The 18,983-nt window shown below is 68.6% G+C and carries 14 protein-coding genes; 9 read left to right on the forward strand and 5 right to left on the reverse strand.

The genetic code is table 11. From position 1 onward, the window contains the following. Window positions 1-41: 41 nt before the first annotated feature. Window positions 42-1,685, reverse strand: a complete 1,644-nt coding sequence (locus JMF86_RS09345) for a 3-(methylthio)propionyl-CoA ligase (RefSeq protein ID WP_041489604.1) — start codon at window positions 1,683-1,685, stop codon at window positions 42-44. 178 nt (window positions 1,686-1,863) lie between these two features. Between JMF86_RS09345 and JMF86_RS09350 the strand changes: the two genes are divergently transcribed. From JMF86_RS09350 to JMF86_RS09370, 5 genes are all read left to right on the forward strand, one after another. Next, window positions 1,864-3,432 carry a YdiU family protein gene (locus JMF86_RS09350; RefSeq protein WP_011549621.1) on the forward strand — a complete coding sequence of 523 codons (1,569 nt, stop codon included), beginning with the start codon at window positions 1,864-1,866 and terminating at the stop codon, window positions 3,430-3,432. 44 nt (window positions 3,433-3,476) lie between these two features. Next, on the forward strand, window positions 3,477-3,908 hold the full coding sequence (gene msrB, locus JMF86_RS09355) for a peptide-methionine (R)-S-oxide reductase MsrB (RefSeq protein ID WP_011549620.1): 432 nt from the start codon (window positions 3,477-3,479) through the stop codon (window positions 3,906-3,908). Between the two features lie 130 nt (window positions 3,909-4,038). Next, window positions 4,039-4,569, forward strand: coding sequence for a septation protein A (locus tag JMF86_RS09360; protein ID WP_006478589.1), 531 nt, complete (start codon window positions 4,039-4,041; stop codon window positions 4,567-4,569). A 1-nt stretch (window position 4,570) separates the two neighbouring features. After that, window positions 4,571-4,879, forward strand: coding sequence for a BolA family transcriptional regulator (locus JMF86_RS09365; protein WP_006478588.1), 309 nt, complete (start codon window positions 4,571-4,573; stop codon window positions 4,877-4,879). 18 nt (window positions 4,880-4,897) lie between these two features. Continuing rightward, window positions 4,898-5,680 carry a peptidylprolyl isomerase gene (locus tag JMF86_RS09370; RefSeq protein ID WP_011549619.1) on the forward strand — a complete coding sequence of 261 codons (783 nt, stop codon included), beginning with the start codon at window positions 4,898-4,900 and terminating at the stop codon, window positions 5,678-5,680. Between the two features lie 171 nt (window positions 5,681-5,851). Here JMF86_RS09370 and JMF86_RS09375 read toward each other — a convergent pair whose 3' ends face one another. Next, complete coding sequence (locus tag JMF86_RS09375) at window positions 5,852-6,400, reverse strand: GNAT family N-acetyltransferase (RefSeq protein WP_011694305.1); 549 nt, start codon at window positions 6,398-6,400, stop codon at window positions 5,852-5,854. A gap of 4 nt (window positions 6,401-6,404) precedes the next feature. Further along, a complete protein-coding gene (purL, locus tag JMF86_RS09380; protein ID WP_011549617.1) occupies window positions 6,405-10,469 on the reverse strand; it encodes a phosphoribosylformylglycinamidine synthase in 4,065 nt (1,354 codons plus the stop codon). Between the two features lie 327 nt (window positions 10,470-10,796). On the opposite strand from purL, the gene JMF86_RS09385 reads away from it, so the two are divergent. The 3 genes from JMF86_RS09385 (at window position 10,797) to pgi (ending at window position 15,430) form a co-directional block, all read left to right on the forward strand. Continuing rightward, the gene (locus JMF86_RS09385) at window positions 10,797-12,098 is read left to right on the forward strand and encodes an FAD-dependent oxidoreductase (RefSeq protein ID WP_011549616.1); all 1,302 of its coding nucleotides are present in this window, start codon (window positions 10,797-10,799) and stop codon (window positions 12,096-12,098) included. 53 nt (window positions 12,099-12,151) lie between these two features. Further along, window positions 12,152-13,696 carry an NAD(P)H-hydrate dehydratase gene (locus JMF86_RS09390; protein ID WP_011549615.1) on the forward strand — a complete coding sequence of 515 codons (1,545 nt, stop codon included), beginning with the start codon at window positions 12,152-12,154 and terminating at the stop codon, window positions 13,694-13,696. Window positions 13,697-13,807: 111 nt separating this feature from the next. After that, window positions 13,808-15,430, forward strand: a complete 1,623-nt coding sequence (gene pgi / locus JMF86_RS09395) for a glucose-6-phosphate isomerase (protein ID WP_077179215.1) — start codon at window positions 13,808-13,810, stop codon at window positions 15,428-15,430. Between the two features lie 68 nt (window positions 15,431-15,498). On the opposite strand, the gene JMF86_RS09400 is transcribed toward pgi, so the two are convergent. After that, window positions 15,499-16,212, reverse strand: a complete 714-nt coding sequence (locus JMF86_RS09400; RefSeq protein WP_201316964.1) for an ABC transporter ATP-binding protein — start codon at window positions 16,210-16,212, stop codon at window positions 15,499-15,501. On the opposite strand from JMF86_RS09400, the gene JMF86_RS09405 reads away from it, so the two are divergent. Further along, complete coding sequence (locus JMF86_RS09405; protein ID WP_027805868.1) at window positions 16,211-16,879, forward strand: arylesterase; 669 nt, start codon at window positions 16,211-16,213, stop codon at window positions 16,877-16,879. The two genes, JMF86_RS09400 and JMF86_RS09405, sit on opposite strands and share 2 nt — an antisense overlap. A 74-nt stretch (window positions 16,880-16,953) precedes the next feature. On the opposite strand, the gene JMF86_RS09410 is transcribed toward JMF86_RS09405, so the two are convergent. Beyond that, a complete protein-coding gene (locus JMF86_RS09410) occupies window positions 16,954-18,891 on the reverse strand; it encodes a SurA N-terminal domain-containing protein (RefSeq protein ID WP_027814542.1) in 1,938 nt (645 codons plus the stop codon). Window positions 18,892-18,983: the final 92 nt, after the last annotated feature.

Here is an 18,983-nt window from a genome sequence, read left to right on the forward strand (position 1 = left end):
GGCGACGGATACGCGGGCCGGCCGCGACCCGGGCTTGGGCCTTACGGCGCGCACACCGCCGTGGGCAACACGTAATCGCGGAACGTCTCTCGCAACTTCAGCTTCTGCAGCTTGCCGGTCGCGGTGTGCGGCAACGATTCGACGAACACGACGTCGTCCGGAATCCACCATTTCGCGACCTTGCCCTCGTAGAACGCGAGCAGCGTGTCGCGGGTCAGGTTCGCGCCTTCGCGCGGCACCACGACGAGCAGCGGCCGCTCGGTCCATTTCGGGTGCGCACACGCGATGCACGCGGCTTCGGCCACCCCGGGATGCGCGATCGCGACGTTCTCGATGTCGATCGAGCTGATCCACTCGCCGCCCGACTTGATCACGTCCTTGCTGCGGTCGGTGATCTGCAGAAAGCCGTCGGGGTCGATCGTCGCGACGTCGCCGGTCGGAAACCAGCCGTCCGCCAGCGGCGACGCATCGCCGCGAAAGTAGTGGTCGATCACCCACGGCCCGCGCACCTGCAGTTCGCCGAATGCGACACCGTCCCACGGCAGCTCGCGGCCGTCGTCGCCGACGATCCGCATGTCGACGCCGCAGATCACGCGCCCCTGCTTCTCGAGCAGCCGGCGCTGCGCGTCGAGCGGCCGCTGCGACTGCGCCCAGTTGAGCTTCGCGAGCGTGCCGAGCGGCGACAGTTCGGTCATCCCCCACGCATGGATCACGCGCACGCCGTATTCGTCCTCGAACGTGCGCAGCATCGCGGGCGGGCACGCGGAGCCGCCGATCACCGTGCGGTTCAGCGTCGAGAAACGCACGCCGGCCTCGCGCATGTAGTTCAGCAGGCCGAGCCACACGGTCGGCACGCCCGCGGAGAACGTCACGCGCTCGGCCTCCATCAGCTCGTACAGCGATTTCCCGTCGAGATCCTTGCCGGGCAGCACGAGCTTGCCGCCCGTCAGCGGCACCGCGTACGGCAGCCCCCACGCGTTGACGTGGAACATCGGCACGACGGGCAGCACGGCGTCCATCGCGGACAGGTTCATTGCGTCGGGCAGCGCGGCGCCGTAAGCATGCAGCACGGTCGAGCGATGCGAATACAGCACGCCCTTCGGGTTGCCGGTCGTGCCCGACGTGTAGCAGAGCCCCGACGCCTGCTGCTCGTCGAGCCGCGGCCAGTCGTAGCGCCCGTCCTCGGCTTCGACGAGCGTTTCGTAGCAGAGGAACGGCGTCGCGCCGGACGGCAGGTGCGCGGCGTCCGTCATCGCGATCCAGCCCTTCACGTGCGGGCATTGCGGCGCGATCGCATCGACGAGCGGCGCGAAATTGATGTCGAAGAAGACGTAGCGGTCTTCCGCGTGATTGACGATGTACGCGATCTGTTCGGGAAACAGGCGCGGGTTGATCGTGTGGCACACGGCGCCCATCCCGCCGATCCCGTAATACGCTTCCAGGTGCCGGTAGCCGTTCCACGCCAGCGTGCCGACGCGGTCGCCGGTCTCGACGCCGAGCCGCGCGAGCGCCTGCGCCAGCTGCTTCGCGCGGCGTTCGCAATCGCGGTACGTATAGCGATGCAGGTCGCCTTCCACGCGCTTCGACACGATCTCCGTGTCGCCGGCGTGCCGCGCGGCATGCGAAATCAGCGACGACACCAGCAGCGGCACATCCATCATCTGGCCCAGCAACGGCTTACCCATCGTCTTGTTCTCCCTGAGGATGCGAATCGGTGACCAGCCAGGGGACGGTTTCCGTACGGAAGCCATCCCGGTGTGCGCCCGTCAGCGGCCCCGGACGGGCGTGGCGCACGGTGCGCGGGCCGCCATGCGGGCGGCGCGGCGCCGCCTTACAATATCGGCTTACCCAGAGGCGCTCAATATGTCGTTTTCCCGAAGCGCAGCCGATGCGGCTGACACCCTGCCCGACCTCGCCGCGACGCTCGGCGCGCCCGCCGAACGCGCGTTCGTCACGCTCGGCGACGCGTTTCATACGCGGCTGCCGGCCGCGCCGCTCGCCGCGCCGTACGTCGTCGGCTTTTCCGACGACGTCGCGCAACTGCTCGACCTGCCGCCCTCGATCGCCGCGCAGCCGGGTTTCGCCGAGCTGTTCGCCGGCAACCCGACGCGCGACTGGCCCGCGCACGCGATGCCGTACGCGTCGGTCTACTCCGGCCATCAGTTCGGCGTGTGGGCCGGCCAGCTCGGCGACGGCCGCGCGCTGACGATCGGCGAACTGCCCGGCACCGACGGCCGGCGCTACGAACTGCAGCTCAAGGGCGGCGGCCGCACGCCGTATTCGCGCATGGGCGACGGCCGCGCGGTGCTGCGCTCGTCGATCCGCGAATTCCTGTGCTCGGAAGCGATGCATCACCTCGGCATCCCGACCACGCGCGCGCTGACGGTGATCGGCTCCGACCAGCCGGTGGTGCGCGAGGAGATCGAGACGGCGGCCGTCGTCACCCGCGTGTCGGAAAGCTTCGTGCGCTTCGGCCACTTCGAGCACTTCTTTTCGAACGATCGCCCCGACCTGCTGCGCCAGCTTGCCGACCACGTGATCGACCGCTTCTATCCGGCCTGCCGCGACGCGGACGATCCGTACCTCGCGCTGCTCGAAGCGGCGACGTTGCGCACGGCCGACCTCGTCGCGCAATGGCAGGCCGTCGGCTTCTGCCACGGCGTGATGAACACCGACAACATGTCGATTCTCGGCGTGACGATCGACTACGGTCCGTTCGGCTTCGTCGATGCGTTCGATGCGAACCACATCTGCAACCACTCGGACACCAGCGGCCGCTATGCGTACCGGATGCAGCCGCGCATCGCGCACTGGAACTGCTACTGCCTCGCGCAGGCGCTGCTGCCGCTGATCGGGCTGCAGCACGGCATCGCCGACGACGATGCGCGCGCCGAGCGCGCGGTGGACGACGCACAGGCCGTGCTCGCGAAGTTTCCGGAGCGCTTCGGCCCCGCGCTCGAACGCGCGATGCGCGCGAAACTCGGCCTCGAACTCGAACGCGAGGGCGACGCCGAACTCGCGAACAAGCTGCTCGAGACGATGCATGCGAGCCACGCGGATTTCACGCTGACGTTCCGCCGGCTCGCGCAGATCTCGAAGCACGACGCGAGCCGCGACGCACCCGTGCGCGACCTCTTCATCGACCGTGAAGCATTCGACGCCTGGGCGAACCTCTACCGCGCGCGGCTGTCCGAGGAAACGCGCGACGACGCGGCGCGCGCGGTTGCAATGAACCGCGCGAACCCCAAATACGTGCTTCGCAACCATCTGGCCGAAGTCGCGATCCGGCGCGCGAAGGAAAAGGATTTTTCGGAAGTCGAGCGGCTCGCGCAGATCCTGCGCCGTCCGTTCGACGAACAACCGGAGCATGAAGCGTACGCGGCGTTGCCGCCCGACTGGGCCGGCTCGCTCGAAGTGAGCTGCTCGTCCTGAGCCCGCAACCCGCGCATCTCGACCGACCGATCAGGAGAACCCCCATGTCCCACGATTCCGACGACAAGACCTTCCCGTACCAGAAGGACGACGCCGAACTGCGCCGCCGGCTCACGCCGATGCAGTACGAGGTCACGCAGCACGCGGCGACCGAGCGCGCGTTCACCGGCGAATACACCGACACCGAGGACGCCGGCATCTACAAGTGCGTCGTCTGCAGCACGCCGCTGTTCGAATCCGGCGCCAAGTTCCACTCCGGCTGCGGGTGGCCCAGCTACTTCAAGCCGCTCAACGGCGAGGTGATTGACGAGAAGGTCGACTACTCGCACGGGATGGTGCGCGTCGAAGTGCGCTGCAACAATTGCGGCGCGCATCTGGGCCACGTGTTCGAGGACGGCCCGCGCGACAAGACCGGTTTGCGGTACTGCATCAATTCGGCTGCGTTAAACTTCGAGTCCCGACCCGAAAACGAATGAGCGGCGCCGGGCGGATCGCCGAGGCAGCCAGCCCGGGGCGGCCCGCCCCCGATCCGCGACGGCGATGCCTGGCGGGTCCCTACAACGGTGACGGGCCGCGCCAGCGGCCCGTCACGCAGCTGCGAGCGCCATGAAATTCCTGTTCGATCTGTTTCCGATCATCCTGTTTTTTGTCGCCTTCAAGGTCTGGGGCATCTTCACCGCCACCGCCGTCGCGATCGTCGCGACGCTGGCCCAGGTCGCCTGGGTCGCCTTCCGGCACCGGAAGGTCGACACGATGCTGTGGGTCAGCCTCGGCGTGATCGTCGTGTTCGGTGGCGCCACCCTCGTCCTGCATGACGAGAAATTCATTCAATGGAAACCGACTGTGTTGTACTGGCTGTTTGCGATCGGGCTGCTCGCCGCACGCTATGCGTTCGGCAAGAACCTGATCGAGAAGATGATGGGCAAGCAGCTCACGCTGCCCGTGCCCGTGTGGGACAAGCTGAACGTCGCCTGGGCGCTGTTCTTCGCGGTGCTCGGCGTCGCGAACCTGTACGTGGTGCACAACTTCACCGAATCGCAATGGGTGAACTTCAAGCTGTTCGGTACGACGGGCGCGATGGTCGTGTTCATCATCCTGCAGAGCCTGTGGCTCACGAAGTACCTGAAGGACGAATGACATGAGCGACGCCTTTCTCCACGCCTCCGCCGACGAACGCATCGCGCTGATCGAAGCGCGCCTCACCGCGTCGCTCGCGCCGCTGTCGCTCACCGTGCGCGACGACAGCGCGCAGCACGCGGGCCATGCGGGCGCGGCCTCCGGCGGCCATTTCACGGTCACGATCGTCTCGTCCGCGTTCGCGGGCAAGCCGCGCGTCGCGCGGCACCGGCTGGTGTATGATGCGCTCGCTGATGCGATGCAGCGCGGCATTCACGCGCTCGCGATCGTGGCTTACACGCCCGAAGAATTCAACGAATCTTCAATCTAGTCTCATTAGGAATTCCCGATGATCCTGAAATCCCCCCGCCTGTGGGTCGCGGCGGCTGCTTTTGCAGCGGCACCGGCATTCGCCCAGAACATCGCCGTCGTCAACGGCACGCCGATTCCGAAGTCGCGCGCCGACGCGATGGTCGCGCAGCTCGTCCAGCAAGGCCAGACCGACGGCCCGCAACTGCAGCAGGCCGTGCGCCAGGAACTGGTGAACCGCGAAATCCTGATGCAGGAAGCGATCCGCGAAGGCATCCCGAATCGTCCGGACGTGAAGGCGCAAGTCGCCGTCGCGCAGCAGACCGTCGTGCTGCGCTCGATGATCGAGAGCTTCCTGAAGAAGAACCAGCCGACCGATGCCGAAGTGAAGGCGCGCTATGACGAACTCGTCAAGGGCGTGGGCGGCAACCGCGAGTACCACCTGCACCACATCCTCGTCGACAACGAGCAGCAGGCGAAGGACCTGATCGCGAAGATCAAGGGCGGCGCGAAGTTCGAGGACCTCGCGAAGCAATACTCGAAGGACCCGGGTTCGGGCAAGAACGGCGGCGATCTCGACTGGTCGGACCCGAAGGCGTACGTGCCGGAATTCGCGGCAGCCGCGCAGAAGCTGCAGAAAGGCCAGATGACCGACGCGCCGGTGAAGACGCAGTTCGGCTGGCACATCATCCGCGTCGACGACATCCGCGACATCGCGCCGCCGCCGTTCGACCAGGTGAAGGCGCAGATCGCGCAGCAGCTCGTGCAGCAGAAGCTGCAGGCGTTCGAGGAAGGTCTGCGTCAGCAGGCGAAGATCCAGTAACGCCGGCGCGCGTCATACGCGCATCGAAAAGCCGCTCTTCGGAGCGGCTTTTTCTTTTGGCGTGCACGAAACAGATGTAGCGCGACGCGATGGTGCGTGGCCGACGCGCAATAAAAAACCGCTCCGAAGAGCGGCTTTCCCATACCAGGTGTTACCCGCCTGCGGCGTTCGCTACGCGGCGGGATAGAACACGTCGTGATAACGCACGTCGCCCGCCGGCAGCGGCGCCGATTCGTCGAACGGCAGCGCGAGGAAATACTCGGGCGGCACGCCTGGAAACACGATGTCGCCGTGCGGTTCGAACCCGAAACGCGTGTAATACGCGGGCTCGCCCAGCACCACGCAGCCACGCGCGCCGAGCCGCCGCAACGCGTCGAGCCCCGTGCGCACGAGCCCCGCGCCGATGCTTTGCCGCTGGCAATCGGGCCGCACCGCGAGCGGTGCCAGCCCGTACCACTGCTGGCTGCCGGCCGGCTCGCCGCCGATCGCGACGGGCGAGAACGCGACGTGCCCGACGATACGCCCGTCGCGCTCCGCGACGAGCGATACGCTCAGCGCCCCGTCCGTGCGCAGCGTGTCGACGATGCGCTGTTCGAACTCGCCGCCCTGCGGCTCGCCCGCGAACGCCGCCCGGATCACGCGGCCGATCGCATCGGCCTCGCTCGCCCGTTCGTCACGCAGCGTGACGACCTCGACCGGCGCGTTCGGGTCGAACATCATCCGATCAGCCGATCCAGCGGCGCGCGTTGCGGAACACGCGCAGCCACGGGCTCGCTTCACCCCAGCCTTCCGGGTGCCAGCTCATCGTGACCGTACGATGCACACGCTCCATGTGCGGCATCAGCACCGAGAAGCGGCCGTCGGCCGTCGTGACCGACGTGATGCCGGCCGGCGACCCGTTCGGGTTGAACGGATAGCGTTCGGTCGCTTCGCCGCGGTGGTCGACGTAGCGCATCGCGACCGCGACGCGATCGATGTCGCCCTGCTGCGAGAAGTCCGCGTAGCCTTCGCCGTGCGCGACCGCGACCGGAATCCGCGAGCCTTCCATCCCCGCGAAGAAGATCGACGGCGACTTCTCCACCTCGACGAACGAGAAGCGCGCCTCGAACTGCTCGGACTTGTTACGCGTGAACTTCGGCCACGCTTCCGCGCCCGGGATCATCGACGCGATGCTCGACAGCATCTGGCAGCCGTTGCAGATACCGAGGGCGAACGTATCGGGACGCGCGAAGAACGCCGAGAACATGTCGGCAAGGTTCGCGTTGAAACGGATCGTCTTCGCCCAGCCTTCGCCCGCGCCCAGCACGTCGCCGTACGAGAAGCCACCGCACGCGACCGCACCCGCGAAATCGGCCAGCGTCGCGCGGCCGGCGAGCAGGTCGCTCATGTGCACGTCGTGCGCATCGAAGCCTGCGCGATCGAACGCGTACGCGGTTTCCAGATGCGAGTTCACGCCCTGCTCGCGCAGGATCGCGACGCGCGGCCGCGCGCCCGTCGCGATGAACGGCGCGGCGATGTCGTCGGCCGGGTCGAACGTGAGCACCGGCGAGAGGCCCGGATCGGCCGCGTCGAGCAGCGCGTCGTATTCGGCATCCGCGCAGGCCGGGTTGTCGCGCAGGCGCGCGATGCGCCAGCTCACTTCGCTCCATGCGCGATGGAGTTCGGCACGCGGCGCATCGAAGATCTTCTTCGCGTCGCGGTACACCTCGATCACGTCGCGATCGTTGACCGAGCCGATCACGTGCGAACACGTCGACAGACCGAATTCGCGCAGCGCGCCGAGCACCGCATCGCGGTCGGATGCGCGCACCTGCACGACAGCGCCGAGCTCTTCGGAGAACAGCGCGCGCAGCGTGCGGTCGTCGCGCAGGCCGCTCGTCTGCTTCGCCCAGTCCTTCGCGTCGCCGTAGTCGGATTCGTGGTTCGGGTCGAGCGTCAGCATGTCGACGTTCAGCGACACGCCCGCATGGCCCGCGAACGCCATTTCGCACACCGTCGCCCACAGGCCGCCGTCCGAGCGGTCGTGGTACGCGAGCAGCTTGTCCTGCGCATTGAGCGACTGGATCGCGTTGAAGAAGCGCTTCAGGTCTTCCGCGTCGTCGACGTCCGGCGTCGTGTCGCCGACCTGCTGCGTGACCTGCGCGAAGATGCTGCCACCCATCCGGTTCTTGCCGCGGCCGAGATCGATCGCGATCAGCACGGTGTCGCCCGCGTCGGCGACGCGGCGCAGTTGCGGCGTGAGATGACGGCGCACGTCCTCGACCGGCGCGAACGCGGAGATGATCAGCGACACCGGCGACACGACTTCCTTCGCGACGCCCTGCTCGTCCCACTTCGTCTTCATCGACAGCGAGTCCTTGCCGACCGGGATGCCGATCCCGAGCGCCGGGCACAGCTCCATGCCGATCGCCTTGACCGTGTCGAACAGCGCGGCGTCCTCGCCGGCCGTGCCGCACGCGGCCATCCAGTTCGCCGACAGCTTCAGCTTGTCGAGCGACGCGATCGGCGCGCTCGCGATGTTCGTGATCGCTTCGCCGACGGCCATGCGGCCCGATGCCGGCGCATCGATCACGGCGAGCGGCGTGCGCTCGGCCATCGTCATCGCCTCACCCTTGAAGCCCGCGTAGTCGAGCGCGGTGATCGCGCAGTCGGCCACCGGCACCTGCCACGGGCCGACCATCTGGTCGCGCACCGACGTACCGCCGACCGAACGGTCGCCGATCGTGATCAGGAACGACTTGCTGCCGACCGTCGGGTGCTTCAGCACGTCGAGCGCGACGGCCGACAGCGCGATGCCCGTCACGTCGACCGGCGCTCGCTCGGTCGCGACGCGCGTGACGTCGCGGTGCATGCGCGGCGGCTTGCCGAGCAGCACTTCCATCGGCATGTCGACCGGGTATTCGTCGGCGCCCGTCGCTTCGTCGTCGACGAGCTTCAACTGGCGTTCGTCGGTCGCGACACCGACCACCGCGAACGGGCAGCGCTCGCGCGCGCAGATCGCCTCGAAGCGCGGCAGGTCGGCCGGCGCGATCGCCAGCACGTAGCGCTCCTGTGCCTCGTTCGACCAGATTTCGCGCGGCGACAGGCCCGATTCCTCGAGCGCGACCTTGCGCAATTCGAAGCGCGCGCCCTTGCCCGCGCCGTCGACGATTTCGGGGAATGCGTTCGACAGGCCGCCCGCGCCGACGTCGTGGATGCTCAGGATCGGGTTTTCCGCGCCGAGCTGCCAGCAGCCGTTGATCACTTCCTGCGCGCGACGCTCGATTTCCGGGTTGCCGCGCTGCACCGAGTCGAAGTCGAGTTCGGCCGTGTTCGCGCCGGTCGCCATCGAGCTCGCGGCGCCGCCGCCCATGCCGATCCGCATGCCGGGGCCGCCAATCTGGATCAGCAGCGAGCCGGCCGGCACGTCGTGCTTGTGCGTGTGCTGATCCGCGATGTTGCCGAGGCCGCCCGCGATCATGATCGGCTTGTGATAGCCGTGCACCGTGCCGCCGACGTTCTGCTCGTACACACGGAAATAGCCGCCGAGGTTCGGGCGGCCGAATTCGTTGTTGAACGCGGCGCCGCCGAGCGGGCCGTCGATCATGATCTGCAGCGGCGACGCGATGCGGTCCGGACGGCCGTACGGGCCGTGCTGCTCGTTCGGGTTGCGCTCGGCCACCGGCTGCGCGGCGTCGCGCGCGTTTTCCCACGGCTGGCGGGCGTCGGGCAGGTCGAGGTTCGACACGGTGAAGCCCGTGAGGCCGGCCTTCGGACGCGCGCCGCGGCCCGTCGCGCCTTCGTCGCGGATTTCGCCGCCCGCGCCGGTCGCCGCCCCCGGGAACGGCGAGATCGCCGTCGGGTGGTTGTGCGTCTCCACCTTCATCAGCGTGTGCGTGAGCTCGGTGTGGCGGTCGTAGCGCTCACCCGGCTCGCCGGCCGCACCGGCCTTGCGCGGGAACCAGCGCTCGGCTTCGGCGCCGACCATGATCGACGAGTTGTCCGAATACGCGACGATGGTGCCCTGCGGGCTCAGCTTCTCGGTGTTGCGGATCATCGCGAACAGCGACATGTCCTGTGCTTCGCCGTCGATCGTCCACTGCGCGTTGAAGATCTTGTGGCGGCAGTGTTCGCTGTTCGCCTGCGCGAACATCATCAGTTCGACGTCGGTCGGGTTGCGTTCGAGCTTGCGGAACGCGTCGACCAGGTAGTCGATCTCGTCGTCGGCGAGCGCGAGGCCCAGCTCGGCGTTCGCGCGCTCCAGCGCGCCGCGGCCGACGCCCAGCACGTCTACGCTCGCGAGCGGCTTGGCCGGCAGTTCGTCGAACAGGTGCTTCGCGTCGTCGCGCGCCGCGACCACGCTTTCGGTCATCCGGTCATGCAGTGCAGCCGCGACGGCCGCGCGCGCGTCGTCCGACAGCGCCTTCTTGCCGCCGAGCAGGCCCGACTTCAGCGTGACCGTGAATTCGACGCCGCGCTCGATGCGGCGCACCTGCGTGAGACCGCAGTGCTGCGCGATGTCGGTTGCCTTGCTCGCCCACGGCGAGACCGTGCCGAAGCGCGGCAGCACGACGAAGGTCTCGGTCGCGCCCTTCTCGCCCGCCGGCTGGAACGGCTCGCCGTAGTGCATCAGCGCATCGATGCGCGCGCTGTCGTCGACCGACAGCGGCTCGGCCGCATTGACGAAGTGCAGGAACTGGCCGCGCACCGCGACGATGTTGGCGTCGATTTGCCTGAGCGTGTCGAGCAGACGGGTTTGACGGAAATCGGAGAGGGCCGAAGCGCCGGGAAAACACGAGAAGTGAGCCATGGGCTGGACTGACGTCGATGAGTCGCGCGAGGTGGCGACGTGGGGCGAAAGGAAGGCCGTAATTATACCCGGAAGTCGGCCGCCCAAGACCGGCCGATCGGTAGTCCGCCTGCACCGCACCGGTGCCCGGGCGCGGGGCGCGCACGGCCGGCCGCCGGACCGGCCTGCGCGGGTCGCACGCCGGCCGCCGTCGCGCAACCGCACGACCCATGCTCGGCCGGCGCCGGCTCGCGCACTTTTGGCGCTATCATTCCGGGTTCACCGGGCCCGGGCCCTCAGCGAATTCTCACCGGGCGGCGTGCGCGCCGCCCGTCATCGAAGCAATCCATGGATGTCATCGTCATCGGCGGCGGAATCAGCGGCGTCGCCACCGCCTACCAGCTGCGCGCGGCCGGCCATCGCGTGTGCGTGGTCGAACGCCACGCGACCGTCGCGCAAGGCGCGACCTACGGCGACGGCGGCGCGCTGCTGCCGAGCCCGCTCGACGTCTGGTTCGGCCCGACGTTCATGCGCCAGCGCCAGCCGCGCGACAGCGGCATCGTCTACAAGCCGGGCTTCAACGGCGGCGTGCGCCGCTTCGTCAAGCAGCTCGGCACGCTGCGCGAGCCCGACGTGTTCGCCGCGCAGTACGCGCGGCTGCGCCCGCTGATCGACGTGTCGCGCGACACGCTCGCCGATATCGAGGCGCGCCTCGAGCTCGAATTCGAGCAGAAACCCGGCATCCTGCACGTGGTGCGCGATCCGCGCGACTGGGACGCGCTGCAGCCCGCGCTCGACCTGCTGCGCACGCTCGACCAGCCGTACCGCACGCTCACCGCCGACGAATGCGCGGCGCTCGAACCGTCGGTGCCGGCGGAGCCCGGCTTTGCCGGCGGCGTGCTGCTCGAAACCGAGCGCACCGGCAACTGCCCGCTGTTCGCGAAACTGGTCAAGCAGACGCTCGACGAGCACGGCGTGCAGTTCCGCTTCGGCGCGGACGTCACCGCGATCCGCATCGACAACGGCCGCGCGGCGGTCGAGCTCGTGCCGCCGGGCAACCGGAACACGGCGAAGGCGCGCGAGGTCGACGTGATGTCCGCCGACGCGATCGTGGTCGCCGCCGGCGCGGGCAGCCTCCCGCTGCTCGAACGGCTCGGCTGGCGCTTGCCGCTGCATCCGGTCCGCACCCATACGCTCACCGCGCCGGTCGCGTACGAAGAACACGCACCGCACCTGAGCGTCGTCGATGCGATCAAGCGCATCTCGATCACGCGTACCCACCAGCGGTTGCGTATCGGCGGCGGCGCCGTGCTGCAGAGCCTCGCCGATACCGCGAAGCCGCTCGCCGAGCCGCTGTCCGAGGCCGCGCTCGCGCTGCTCGGCCAGGCCGTCCACGACTGGGTGCCCGGCGCCGCGAAGATTTCGGCCGCGCTGTCGTGGCAAGGCATGCAACTGCTGTCGCCGGACGGCCTGCCCGTCGTGGGTCCGACCCCGCATCCACGCGTGTTCGTCAATTTCGGCCATGGCCCGGCCGGCTGGGGCCTCGCGTGCGGGTCTGCTAAAGTGGTGACCGACTATCTGGGCGGCAACGTCCAGCACTGGCCCGCCGACACGCTCGCCGCGCTGAGCGCCGGCCGCTTCACGACCTGACCGCCGCGGGGCCGACTCGTGGCGGCATCCTTGCCAGCCGCCACGATCCCGCGATGACCGTTACCCACCCGCTTCCCGATTCCGATCCGATCGCGCTCTTGCGCGTCGCCGACCTGCGCGCGACCGAAGCCGACGCAACCGCCGCGCTGCCGCCGCACACGCTGATGGGCCGCGCCGGCGCCGCCGCCGCGCGCTGGCTGTCCGAGCGCGTCGCCGGCGACGATCGCCCCGTCTGGTTCGCGGTCGGCCCCGGCAACAACGGCGGCGACGCACTGGTCGCCGCCGCGCAGCTCCAGCAACTCGGCGTCGCGACGCATGCGTGGATGCCGGTACCGGTCAAGCCGGACGACGCGCAATGGGCGCTCGGTCTCGCGCGCTCGGCCGGCGTGCCGCTGTCGGCTACCCCGCCCGCGTCGCTGGATGGTTACGCGTGGGTCGTCGACGGGCTGTTCGGCATCGGTCTCGGCCGCGCGCTCGACGGCGCGTTCGCCGAGCAGGCCGCACGCATCGCCGCCCATGCGCGCGGCGGCGGCCGCGTGCTGGCGCTCGACGTGCCGAGCGGGCTCGACAGCGACACGGGCCGGATCGTCGGCGCGGGCGTCGCCGTCGCGGCCACCCACACGCTCACCTTCATCGGCGCGAAGCCCGGCCTCTACACGGGCGATGGCCGCGATCTCGCCGGCGAGATCCACGTCGCGTCGCTCGACGTCACGCCACCCGCCGCGCCGGCCATCGTGCTGAATGCGCCCGCGCGGTTCGCCGCGGCGCTGCCCGTGCGCGCCTTCGCGTCCCACAAGGGCACGTACGGCAGCCTCGCGGTGCTCGGCGGCGATACCGGCATGTGCGGCGCGCCGATCCTCGCCGCCCGCGCCGCGCTGTTCGCGGGCGCCGGCAAGGTGCACGTCGGCTTCCTCGGCGCAGGCGCGCCGCCGTACGATCCGCCCTTCCCCGAACTGATGCTGCATCCGGCCGACACGCTCGACCTCGGCGCGATGACCGCGATCGCGGCCGGTTGCGGGCTCGGCACACGCGAAGCCGCGGCGACGCTGGTGCGCGACGTACTCGCGCACGACATCGCGACGCTGCTCGACGCCGACGCGCTGAACCTCGTCGCGACGCACGCGGACCTCGCGGCCGCCGTCGCCACGCGCGGCGCGCGCGGCAATCCGTGCGTGCTGACGCCGCATCCGCTCGAAGCCGCGCGCCTGCTCGGCGGCGACACGGCCTCGGTGCAGCGCGATCGCGTCGCCGCCGCACAAGCGCTCGCCGCACGTTACGCGGCCATCGTCGTACTGAAAGGCTCGGGCACGGTGATTGCGGCGCCCGACGGCCGCGTGACGATCAACCCGACCGGCAACGCGGCGCTCGCCACGGGCGGCACCGGCGACGTGCTCGGCGGCCTGATCGGCGCGCTGCTCGCGCAGCGGGTCGCGCCGTACGAAGCCGCGCTGGCCGGCGTCTACCTGCACGGTCTCGCGGCCGACACGCTGACCGCGAACGGCACCGGCCCGGCCGGGCTCACCGCCGGCGAGCTCGCGCCGATGGTACGCACGCTGATCAATCGCCTTTTTTACCCGTCGCCGCGCGCCGACACGTAACGCCGCTATACTGACTGCCCCGCCGCACGGCGGGCCTTCTCGTCCGCCGGCTTTCCGATCCCGATGAGCCGGCGCGGCATTCCTCCCGATTCACGCTTCACTCGAACCGCCATGACGCTGAAATCGCTCCCCGCCTGGACTGCCCTTCAATCCCACTTCGAACAGATCCGCCACGCGCGGCTGCGCGACTGGTTCGCGCCGGAAAACGATCGCGCGCCGACCCGCGCCGAACGCTTCACGATTCCGGGCGGCGGTCTCGCGGCCGATTTCTCGAAGAATCGCATCGACGACGAAACGCTGCGCCTGCTCGTGCAGCTCGCGCGCGACGCCGGCGTCGAGGCGCGCCGCGACGCGATGTTCGCGGGCGAGATCGTCAACCCGACCGAAGGCCGCGCCGCGCTGCACACCGCGCTGCGCGCGACCGACCCGCAAGCGCCGTTCCATGCGCAGGTGAGCGCCGAGCGCGCGAAGATGGCGACGTTCGCGCGCGCCGTGCGCAGCGGCACGTGGACGGGCTATACGGGCAAGCGCATTCGCCACGTGATCAACATCGGCATCGGCGGCTCCGATCTCGGCCCGAAGATGGTCGTGCATGCGCTGCACCACGTCGCGACGCCCGAGATCTCGACGCACTTCGTGTCGAACGTCGACGGCGCCGATCTCGCGCGCGTGCTCGAACAGGTCGATCCCGAGGAAACGCTCGCGATCATCGTGTCGAAGACCTTCACGACGCTCGAGACGATGACGAACGCACGCTCGCTGCGCGACTGGTTCGTCGCGCGCGGCTGCCCCGAGGATGCGCTCGCGAAGCACTTCGTCGGCGTGTCGGCGAACCCGGCCGAAGTCGTGAAGTTCGGCATCGCCGCGGACAACGTGTTCGAAATGTGGGACTGGGTCGGCGGCCGCTATTCGCTGTGGTCGGCGGTCGGCCTGTCGATCATGATCGCGATCGGCCCCGAACAGTTCGACGAACTGCTGGCCGGCGCGAACGACATGGACCGTCACTTCCGCGAAGCGCCGCTCGAGCGCAACCTGCCGGTGCTGCTCGGCCTGATTGGCATCTGGTACCGGAATTTCTTCGGCTCGCAGAGCTATCTCGTCGCGCCGTATTCGGAAGCGCTGCACTACCTGCCGTCGTACCTCCAGCAGCTCGAAATGGAGAGCAATGGCAAATCCGCGCGCCTGGACGGCACCTTCGTCGACTACCCGACGTCGGCCGTCACGTGGGGCGAGCCGGGCACCAACGGCCAGCATGCGTTCTTCCAGATGCTGCATCAGGGGCCAACGATCGTGCCGATCGACTTCATCGCGGTGCTGACGCCCGAGCATTCGCTCGCGAGCCATCACCCGAAACTGCTCGCGAACTGCTTCGCGCAGAGCGAAGCGCTGATGCTCGGCCGCACGCTCGAGGAAGCGCGCAAGGTCGCCGGGCCCGGCAAGGAAGCGCTCGCGCCGCACCTGACGTTCCCCGGCAACCGCCCGACCACGACGCTGCTCGTCGATGCGCTGACACCGCGCACGCTCGGCGCGCTGATCGCGCTTTACGAGCACAAGGTGCTCGTGCAGGCGACGGTGTGGGACATCAATCCGTTCGACCAGTGGGGCGTCGAGCTCGGCAAGATTCTCGGCAAGGTGGTGGAAGCCGACCTGTCGGCCGAATCGGTCGATCCGGCGAAGCACGACTCGTCGACCACGGCGCTGATCGAGCGCGCCCGCGCGGCGCTCAAGCGTTGAAGCACTGACGCAACGGCGTCATGCCCGTGCCGGCCGCGCGATCCACGCCGCGCGGCCGGCACGAACCTTCATGCGTCGCGCGAAGCCGCATGCGGCGCGACGATGCGCCCGGCATCGATGGTGACGGTCGTCGCGCAGCGGCGCGCGAGTTCGGCATCGTGCGTGACGAGCACGAGCGTCGCGCCGTGCGTGCGGTTCAACTCGAACATCAGGTCGATGACCGCGTGGCCGGTGGCCGCGTCGAGACTGCCGGTCGGCTCGTCGGCGAACAGGATCGCCGGGCGCGTGACGAACGCGCGGGCGAGCGCGACACGCTGCTGTTCGCCGCCCGACAGCAGTCTCGGATAATGCGCGGTGCGTTCGCCGAGACCGACCTGCACGAGCAGCGCCCGCGCGCGGTCGGCCGCATCGCGCGCGCTGATGCCGCCCTGCAGTTCGAGCGGCAGCATCACGTTCTCGAGCGCCGTCAGATGCGGCATCAACTGGAACGACTGGAACACGAAGCCGACCGCGCCGTTGCGCAGCGCCGCGCGTTCGTCCTCGTCGAGCTGGTCGAGCGCGCGGCCGAGCAGGCGAACCGTGCCGCTCGTCGCGCTGTCCAACCCTGCAAGCAGGCCAAGCAGCGTCGATTTGCCCGACCCCGACGCGCCGACGATCGCGAGGCTGCTGCCCGGCTGCACGGCGAGCGTGATGCCGTCGAGGATCGTCAGCTCGCCCGTTGCATCGGCAACCCGCTTGCACACGTCATGGACTTCGATGATCGGATCGGTAATCTTGAACATGGACACGACATTTCGCTGGAAAAGACGCGCGGCGGCCGCCGCGCTGCTGGGCACCCTGCTGGCCGTCACCGTGCCCGCGCGCGCCGCGACGGCGCCCGCATCGGGCCCGCCCGTGATCGTCGTGCTCGGCGACAGTCTCTCGGCCGAATACGGCTTGCCGCGCGACACCGGCTGGGTGGCACTGCTGCGGCAACGGCTCACGACCGAGCGAATCGATTATAGCGTCGCGAACGCCAGCGTCAGCGGCGACACCACGAGCGGCGGCCGTGCGCGGCTGCCCGCGGTGCTGCAGCGGCTCAAGCCGTCGATCGTCGTCGTCGAACTCGGCTCGAACGACGCGCTGCGCGGCGTACCGCTCGCGACGACCGAGCAGAACCTGCGCGACATCATCGCGAGCGCCCAGCGCGCGCGGGCGAAGGTCGTGCTGGTCGGTATGTACGTGCCACCCAATTACGGCCCGGACTACACGCAGAAGTTCCACGCAGTCTATACACGGCTGTCGAAAGACCTCGGCGTGCCGCTCGTGCCGTTCCTGCTGGCCGGCATCGAGAACAAGCCCGAGCTGTTCCAGGCCGACCAGATGCATCCCGCGCAGCAGGCGCAGGGCATCCTGCTCGACAATGTGTGGCCTGCACTGAAGCCGCTGCTCGGCAAGCCGCACGGCTGATCGCAGCCGAGCGTCGGAAAACAAAAAGCCCCGCTTCGAGCGGGGCTTTTTGATGGTTGCGGGCGAAACGAGGCTCAGTTGTCGCCGTCCTGCTGCTGGCTGGCCGTCGTGCTGCCGTACAGCTTCACCTTCGAACGATCGCGCAGCGCGGCGAGGTACGCTTCGCCTTCGCTCTGCGCATCGACCTGCGCCATCTGCTGCTGCGCGGCCGCCAGTTGCTGCGGATCGACCGCCGAACCCGGGATCACCGCGTTCACGCGATAGATCGCATAACCGTCCGCGCCGAGATCGACCCCGACGTAAGCCGGCAGTGTCTTCGCATCAACCTTGTAGACGGCGCTCAGCGCAGCCGGCGTCAGGCCCTGCGATTGCGTGCGCGACACCTTCTGCGCAGCCGCGAACCCGTCGGTCGACTTCGACTTCTGCAGCTCGGCCAGCTTCGCTGCACCGTCCTTCTTCGCGAGTTCCGCGGCCTGCTCGGCGATGACCTTCTGGCGCACGACGTCCTTGATCGCGTCGAGCGCGGGCACCGCGGCCGGCTTGTGCTCGGTCACGCGCGCCGAGATTAGCGTGTTGTTGCCGACGTCGATCGCCTGCGTGTTGTTCTGGTTCTTCACCGCGTCGTTCGCGAACACGGCGGCCAGGAACTTCGGATTGTTCAACGGACTCGTCGGCGGCAGTTGCGGATTCGGCGTCGGCGTGACGGTGGCCGTCTGAATCGTCAGCTTGTACTTGTCCGCGGCCGGCTGCAGCGTCTTCGCCTTTTCGTAGACGGTCGACGTGAAGCCCTCCGCGTTGTCCGAGAACGCCTTCGATGCGTACTGCTGCTTCAGGTCGACCGCGATCTGGTCCTTCACTTCCGCGAACGGCTTGACGATCGCCGGCTTCACTTCGGTCGCCTTCAGGATGTGAAAACCGAGATCCGACTGCACGATACCGCTCACGTCGCCCTGCTTGAGCGAGAACGCGGCATCGTCGAACGCCTTGCCGCCCGCGGTCGAGCCGCGCGTGATGAAGCCGAGGTCGCCGCCCTTCGCCGCCGACGGCGCGTCCTGCGAGCTCTTCTGTGCAATCTGCGCGAACTGGTCCGGATGCGCCTTCACGTCGGCCAGCAGTTGCTCGGCCTTCGCCTTTGCTGCTGCCTTGTCGGCCGCGCTGGCGCTGCCCGGCGCGGCGATGAAGATGTGGCTCACGCGCACCTGCGCTTCGGTACGGAAGTGCGTCGGGTTGTCGTCGTAAAACTTCTTGATGTCCGCTTCGGTCGGCTGCGCGCTCGCGGCCGCGGCGGCCGGCGAATAGACGAGGTACTGGATCGTCGCGGTTTCCGGCGTCGCGAAGCTCTGCTTGTGCGCGTCGTAGTACGCGGTGAGCTGCGCGTCGGTCGGCTGGACCTTCGCTGCGAAGTCGCTCGTCTTCAACACGAGCGCCTGCACTTCACGCTGCTGCGCGGCGAGTTCGGACAGGCGTTGCGCGAGGCTCTTCGGCGTGAACGCGCTCGACACGATGCTGGCCGGAATCTGCTGCAGCGACAGGCTGTAGCGCACGCGCTCCTGGTACTGCTCGGGCGTCATCCCCTGGAACGACAGCAGCTGCGCATAGCGTTCGACGTCGATCGTGCCGTCGGGCTTCTTCAGCGACGCGATCATCGGGTCGCTCATCAGCGCGTCGCGCACCGCGTTGTCGGATGCGGTCAGGTGCAGACGCTGCGTCTCGTCGGCCAGCACGCGTTGCTGGATCAGGCCGTCGAGCACCTGCTTGCGATGTTCGGGCGTGTCGAACATCTTGATGTCGAACTGCCCGCCGAGCGCCTGGCGCGCCTGGTCGATCTGCTGGCGGAACGCGCCGTCGAATTCGACCCGCGTGATCTTGTGCCCGTTGACTGCCGCGACGTTCGCACTGTCGTCGAAGAAACCGCGGAAACCTTGGATCCCGACGAAACCCAGCCCCGGCAACACGATCAGGAGCAGGAGCGCCATCATCAGGCGCTGGTGATTACGGAAGAAATCGAGCATGCGTGACGGGTAAATTGGACAAAACGACCGATATTACAACATACGGGGTGGGACGGGATAAAACGCAGGCAATGCTGTGCTCGAGCGCGGAG

The sequence above is a fragment of the Burkholderia sp. E168m15 genome (genome assembly GCF_016586105.1).
GTDB lineage: Bacteria > Pseudomonadota > Gammaproteobacteria > Burkholderiales > Burkholderiaceae > Burkholderia > Burkholderia orbicola.